General features: G+C 32.0%; 4 protein-coding genes and 1 pseudogene. 2 read left to right on the top strand and 3 right to left on the bottom strand.

Translation table 11 applies throughout. From position 1 onward, the window contains the following. Positions 1–66 precede the first annotated feature (66 nt). The 3 genes from pyrF to prfA form a co-directional block, all read right to left on the bottom strand. A complete protein-coding gene (gene pyrF / locus ACHZC3_RS02165; protein ID WP_394758235.1) occupies positions 67–894 on the bottom strand; it encodes an orotidine-5'-phosphate decarboxylase in 828 nt (275 codons plus the stop codon). Between the two features lie 78 nt (positions 895–972). Beyond that, positions 973–3,105, bottom strand: coding sequence for a DUF5723 family protein (locus tag ACHZC3_RS02160; RefSeq protein ID WP_394758234.1), 2,133 nt, complete (start codon positions 3,103–3,105; stop codon positions 973–975). A gap of 129 nt (positions 3,106–3,234) precedes the next feature. Then, the gene (gene prfA / locus ACHZC3_RS02155) at positions 3,235–4,308 is read right to left on the bottom strand and encodes a peptide chain release factor 1 (protein ID WP_394758233.1); all 1,074 of its coding nucleotides are present in this window, start codon (positions 4,306–4,308) and stop codon (positions 3,235–3,237) included. Between the two features lie 207 nt (positions 4,309–4,515). Here prfA and ACHZC3_RS02150 point away from each other — a divergent pair, with 207 nt between their 5' ends. Both ACHZC3_RS02150 and ACHZC3_RS02145 read left to right on the top strand, forming a co-directional pair. After that, a complete protein-coding gene (locus tag ACHZC3_RS02150; RefSeq protein WP_394758232.1) occupies positions 4,516–5,004 on the top strand; it encodes a DUF6265 family protein in 489 nt (162 codons plus the stop codon). A 167-nt stretch (positions 5,005–5,171) separates the two neighbouring features. Continuing rightward, a pseudogene (locus tag ACHZC3_RS02145) lies at positions 5,172–5,490 on the top strand (hypothetical protein); the annotation flags it as partial.

Raw genomic sequence — 5,490 nt, 5'->3', positions numbered from 1 at the left:
GAAGTTTCGAAAGTGTGTTGAGTTCCTAGTTGGTCTGTTAGTGTTTTCAAATTTTAAGTATAAAAATTAAGACCTTGTATTTAGGCTTATAATTTCCTTCATTTCCATTTGTATTTTGAGTGCTTCTTTTCTAGCTTTTTCAGCAAAATCTAATCCATTGGAAGCATAAATAATTCCTCTAGAAGAATTTATTAATAAACCAATATCCTCGTTCATCCCAAATTGACAAACTTCTTGAAGATTTCCGCCTTGAGCACCAACACCAGGAACTAATAAAAAACTATTGGGTACAATTTTTCTAATTTCAGAAAAATATTCCGCTTTTGTTGCACCTACAACGTACATTAAGTTTTGAGTGTTTTTCCAAGTTTTTGAAGTCTTTAAAACTTGTTTGTATAATTCATCACCATTTACATTTAATGTTTGAAAATCGAAAGCACCTTCATTAGATGTTAAGGCTAACATAATGGTATGTTTATTTTTAAAAGCTAAAAATGGTTCTACCGAATCTTTGCCCATATATGGTGCAACTGTTACAGAATCGAAGTTTAAATCTTCAAAAAAAGCTTTGGCATACATTGTAGATGTATTTCCGATATCGCCACGTTTTGCATCGGCAATAGTGAAAATTTCTGGATACTTTTCATTGATATAATTGATAGTTTTTTGTAATGATTGCCAACCTTTTATACCATAAGCTTCGTAAAATGCAGTGTTGGGTTTATAGGAAATACATAAATCATGTGTAGCATCTATAATCGCTTTATTGAATTCGAAAATTGGATCTTCGAGCTCGAGTAAATGTTGTGGAATTTTTGTTAAATCGACATCTAAACCTATACAAAGAAAGGATTTTTTGAATTTGATTTGTTGTATTAGTTGTTCTGTAGTCATTTTGTTGTGTTGTGGTGCAAATTTATAAAAAAAATCCCCCGAAAAAGTATTCGGAGGATTTTTAAAACTTTGTTTTTATTATTTAGTCAATTTAACTTCGACCCTTCTGTTTAAAGCTTTACCAACTTTAGTTGTGTTTTTTGCAATTGGTTTAGATTCTCCGAAACCAACCGAAACCAATCTGTTAGAGTCGATACCATTTTCAATCAAATAGGTTTTAACGGCAGCTGCTCTGTTTTCTGATAAAGTTTGATTTGCCAATGTAGCACCATCACTATCTGTATGTCCTTCTAAAGAGAAGTTAGACGATGGATATTCTTTTAAAATCGCTGTTATAGATTGTAAAATTGGATAGGTTTGCTGTTGGAAAGTAGATTTTGCTGTATTAAACAAAATAGTTTTAGCATAATCATTCAGTTTTTTCATAACTGCTTCACTTATCTCAGGACAACCATTATTTGCTATGGTTCCTTTTACAGCAGGACATTTGTCATCTTTGTCTAGTATACCATCTTCATCAGTATCTAACCAAGGACAACCAAAATTATCTTTTTCTCCAGCAACTGTAGGGCATTTATCATCTTTGTCTAAAGTGCCATCTTTGTCTGTGTCTAAATAAGGACAACCTTTGTTTTCGGCAGGCCCAGCTTCATTAATACAATTGTCATCTTTATCTAAAGTGCCATCTTTGTCTGTATCTTCATATGGGCAACCATTGTTTTGTAAAGGTCCAGAGATAGTAGGACATTTATCATCTTTGTCTAAAACAGTATCATTGTCTGTGTCTTTCCAAGGGCAACCTTTATTTTCTATTGGACCCGCAATTTCAGGACAATCATCAAATTTATCTAGAATTCCGTCGTTGTCTTTGTCTTTTTTCTTTCCTTGATATATAGGGATTTTAAGACCTAAATGAACATCTAACCCTTTCGATTCGTCAGAAATTAAGTTTGATATTGCAGAACCTGATCCTACAAATAGAGGTCCAGCACGGAACCCAAAACCAGCTCTAAAATCGCTGTATTGCATATAGCTTAGTGGTACGTAAAAACTAAACCATTTTACTTCATATCTTGGTGTAATTGATACTGAATTTTCTATTGAATTTGAGTTTAATGCCGTTTTGCTTGTTAAACTCATATCTGAGTTTAAGTTTAGATAGAATTTTTTATAAAAATTCCAATCTATACTTGTGTGTATAGCTGTTGGCAAGCTTGTTTTCTTTGCATCAGAGTATGTGGTTGGAAAAGTATTTAAGTAATCGTCACTACTTAAATTTTCGTATTGTGCTTCCGTTCTAGTTCCGTTTAGATTGTGTGTTCTTAGCGTTGCGTCTTTGTAAGTGATTGAACCAATATCGGTTACAGATAATTCAAATCTTACTTTATACTTATTTAGATCTTTATCATCTGCCGAAAAACTAGCGTAATTTGGTCTGTATTCGTAAATAAAACCTAAATCTGTCCCAAAACCATTAGAGTTTTGATTAAATTTATAGTCTTCATTTTCAAATTCTTGACTTCCACCGTAAGTTAAATTACCTGTTGTTGTAAGGGTATTAAGATTAGGGTCTGTTGAATTGTTGTTATAGGCAAGGGATACGTTATTGGCTTTTATATATGCATTTCCAATGCCTTGTAGATATTTTAAAGATAAACCTCCTTTTATAAAATGTTGGTTTTTATTTAAAAGAATAGTAGCATAAGAAATACCTAATTCTGCCCAAGCATTTCCTACGATAGAAAAATTTTGTGAATTTATGGTATAATCTTGTGAAGTGTCAAAATCACTACGTAATTTGTTAAACAAATCACCATCAATATTTCTAACATTTGCAATAGATCTTCCTCGGGTAAAAATAGCTAATGAATGTTTAGGAGCAATATTAAACATAAAAGAGGGCCCCATAACATCAGCATTTACAATAAAATTATTACTGTTTTTTGAGAATTTTTTAGATTGCAATTCGAAATCATAATCCCCACCTTTCATAAGGTCAGACACACTAAATCCGTAATAATCATTGCCTACAGCTACGCTAAAAGAGGTTAAATTTATATCGGTCTTAAAACGAGAATCTACAATAGAGGCAGGATTGTATAAAGCACTTTGCACTCCGGCATAATTATCGTAATAATAGCCTAGATAAGACTGAGCTTTTGTAGTTAACACGTAAGTTAATGCAAATAGAAGGATTATTTTTTTCTTCATAATTTAGTTAGTTTGGTAGTTTGTGTTTTCTTGAAAAGAAAGTTAAAATTATTATAATTTAGCCACTAATTCACAAATTTTTAAATTTAATTTGTGAATTAGTGGCTAATGAAATTTAGTAATTTGTCTTTAAAAAATCTCAGATTCTTTCAATTTTTCCATGTTGTTAACCAACTGAAGTTCGTCAACAAATTTCTGAATTTTGCCATTCATAACGCCATCCATATCAAAAACATCTAAACCAATTCGGTGATCAGTTACACGACCTTGAGAATAATTATAAGTACGAATTTTTGCAGAACGGTCACCCGAACTTACTTGTGAAGTACGTTTTGTAGCATCTTCGGCTTGTTTTTTAGCTAATTCTTGTTCGTACAAACGAGAACGTAAAACACCTAGCGCTTTGTCTTTATTTTTGTGTTGCGATTTCTGATCCTGACATTGCGCCACTAATCCCGATGGAATATGTGTAAGACGAACAGCCGATTTTGTTGTATTTACCGATTGTCCACCCGGTCCTGAAGAACAGAAAAAATCGACACGAACATCATTCATATCAATCTGTACATCAAACTCTTCCGCTTCTGGTAAAACCATAACTGTAGCTGCCGATGTGTGTACACGACCTTGTGTTTCAGTCTGAGGAACACGTTGCACACGATGCACACCCGCTTCAAACTTCAAAGTTCCGTAAACATCTTCTCCAGTAACTTCAAAAATAACCTCTTTAAACCCACCTGAAGTTCCTTCGTTCATATCTACAACCGAAGTCCTCCAACCTCTATTTTCGCAATATTTAGTATACATACGGAACAAATCACCAGCAAAAATAGATGCCTCGTCACCACCAGTTCCAGCACGAACTTCGACCATTACGTTTTTAGCATCCTCAGGATCTTTAGGAATCAATAAAAATTTTATTTCTTCCTCAAGTTCAGGTAATCTTTCTTTGGCTTCGTCGAGTTGCATTTTTGCCATTTCGGTCATATCTGCATCGCTTCCGTCAGTAATTATTTCGTTAGCTTCATCGATATTTGCCATCAAAATGACGTATTCGTCACGTTTTTCTGCAAGCGCTTTTAGTCCTTTGTATTCTTGATTTAGAGCTACATATCGCTTTTGATCTGCAATTACATCTGGCTGAATAATCAAATCAGATATCTCGTCGAACTTTTGCTTTATTATTTGTAATCTATCTAACATTTTCTTTTCCTTATATTTGGAGTGCAAAATTACAAAAAAGATTGCAAACTGTAATTTTTAAATTTCAGATTTTTTATTAGGAGCTATTTCCAGCTGTACACTCTATCTTTTTTCCCGCAAAAAAAACGAAAAAAAAGGATGCCGTTTCCATCTGGGCTAGATCAGCATTATTTTATAACTTTACATTCTAATCAAATTCAAACAACCATGAAAAAAATATTTTCAATACTAATCTTAGCTTTAGCATTTGCAGCATGTAAAAACGAAACTAAAGAAATCAGTAAAACATATTCTCAATTAGAAAAAGCAAATTGGTTTCTTGGAGAATGGAAGAATACAACAAAGGAAAGTGATTTTACTGAAAATTGGACTAAAAAAACAGATAGTTCTTTTGTGGGAAAAAGTTTTGTACTTGTTGGAAAAGATACTGTTTTTAATGAAAATGTTGTATTAGAACAAAAAAAGGATAGTTTGTTTTATACTGTTTCTGTAAAGGATCAGGACGAATCTGAATCTACTTCATTTTATTTAACTTCTTCAACAGGAAATCAATTGGTTTTCGAAAATCCAAAACATGATTTTCCAAATAAAATAATGTATACTAAAGTTACTAATGATAGTATTGTAGCTGAAATTTCAGGATTTCAAGAAGGAAAAGAGGCTAAAGAATCATTTCCTATGAAAAGAAAAAAGTGAATTTTTAAATCATTCAACTGAAACCTTGCAATAAATGCGAGGTTTTTTTTCACAAAACACTTAAAATCAAGAGAGTAAAAATATTATTAATATTTAGTCTAAATAAGCTTTGTAAATTAAAAAGTTGGTTTTATATTTGCACTATTATTTTAAATTATTCTAAATAAATGTATTCAACTATAAAATTACTTGTTTTAATTGTACTTATTTCTACACAAAGTTTCTCACAACAAAATGATTTGGCTTTATCCCAAAATGACACTATTAATTCTGTCGTAAACGATACAGTCAAAAAGAAAAAAATCCGCTCTCTTGACGAAGTAACTGTGAATGGTAATACTCATAAAAAATCGCCAACAGCAGGAAAAACAAATATAAAACCGTTAGATTTACCACAGGCTACAACAGTTATAGGTAAAGAAACAATCGAGCAACAACAAATTTTGAGATTGTCAGATGCTTTAAAAAATGCTAATGGTGTTTATG

It is taken from the genome of Flavobacterium sp., assembly GCF_043720215.1.
In the GTDB taxonomy this organism is placed as follows: domain Bacteria; phylum Bacteroidota; class Bacteroidia; order Flavobacteriales; family Flavobacteriaceae; genus Flavobacterium.
The sequence above is the reverse complement of the archived record's forward strand: the minus strand, read 5'-3'. Positions and strand labels throughout refer to the sequence as shown.

Excerpts from the sequence above, each read along its gene's own strand:
- ACHZC3_RS02160 (WP_394758234.1), bottom strand. The coding sequence starts at position 3,105 with ATGAAGAAAAAAATAATCCTTCTATTTGCATTAACTTACGTGTTAACT.
- prfA (WP_394758233.1), bottom strand. The coding sequence starts at position 4,308 with ATGTTAGATAGATTACAAATAATAAAGCAAAAGTTCGACGAGATATCT.
- ACHZC3_RS02150 (WP_394758232.1), top strand. The coding sequence starts at position 4,516 with ATGAAAAAAATATTTTCAATACTAATCTTAGCTTTAGCATTTGCAGCA.
- pyrF (WP_394758235.1), bottom strand. The coding sequence starts at position 894 with ATGACTACAGAACAACTAATACAACAAATCAAATTCAAAAAATCCTTT.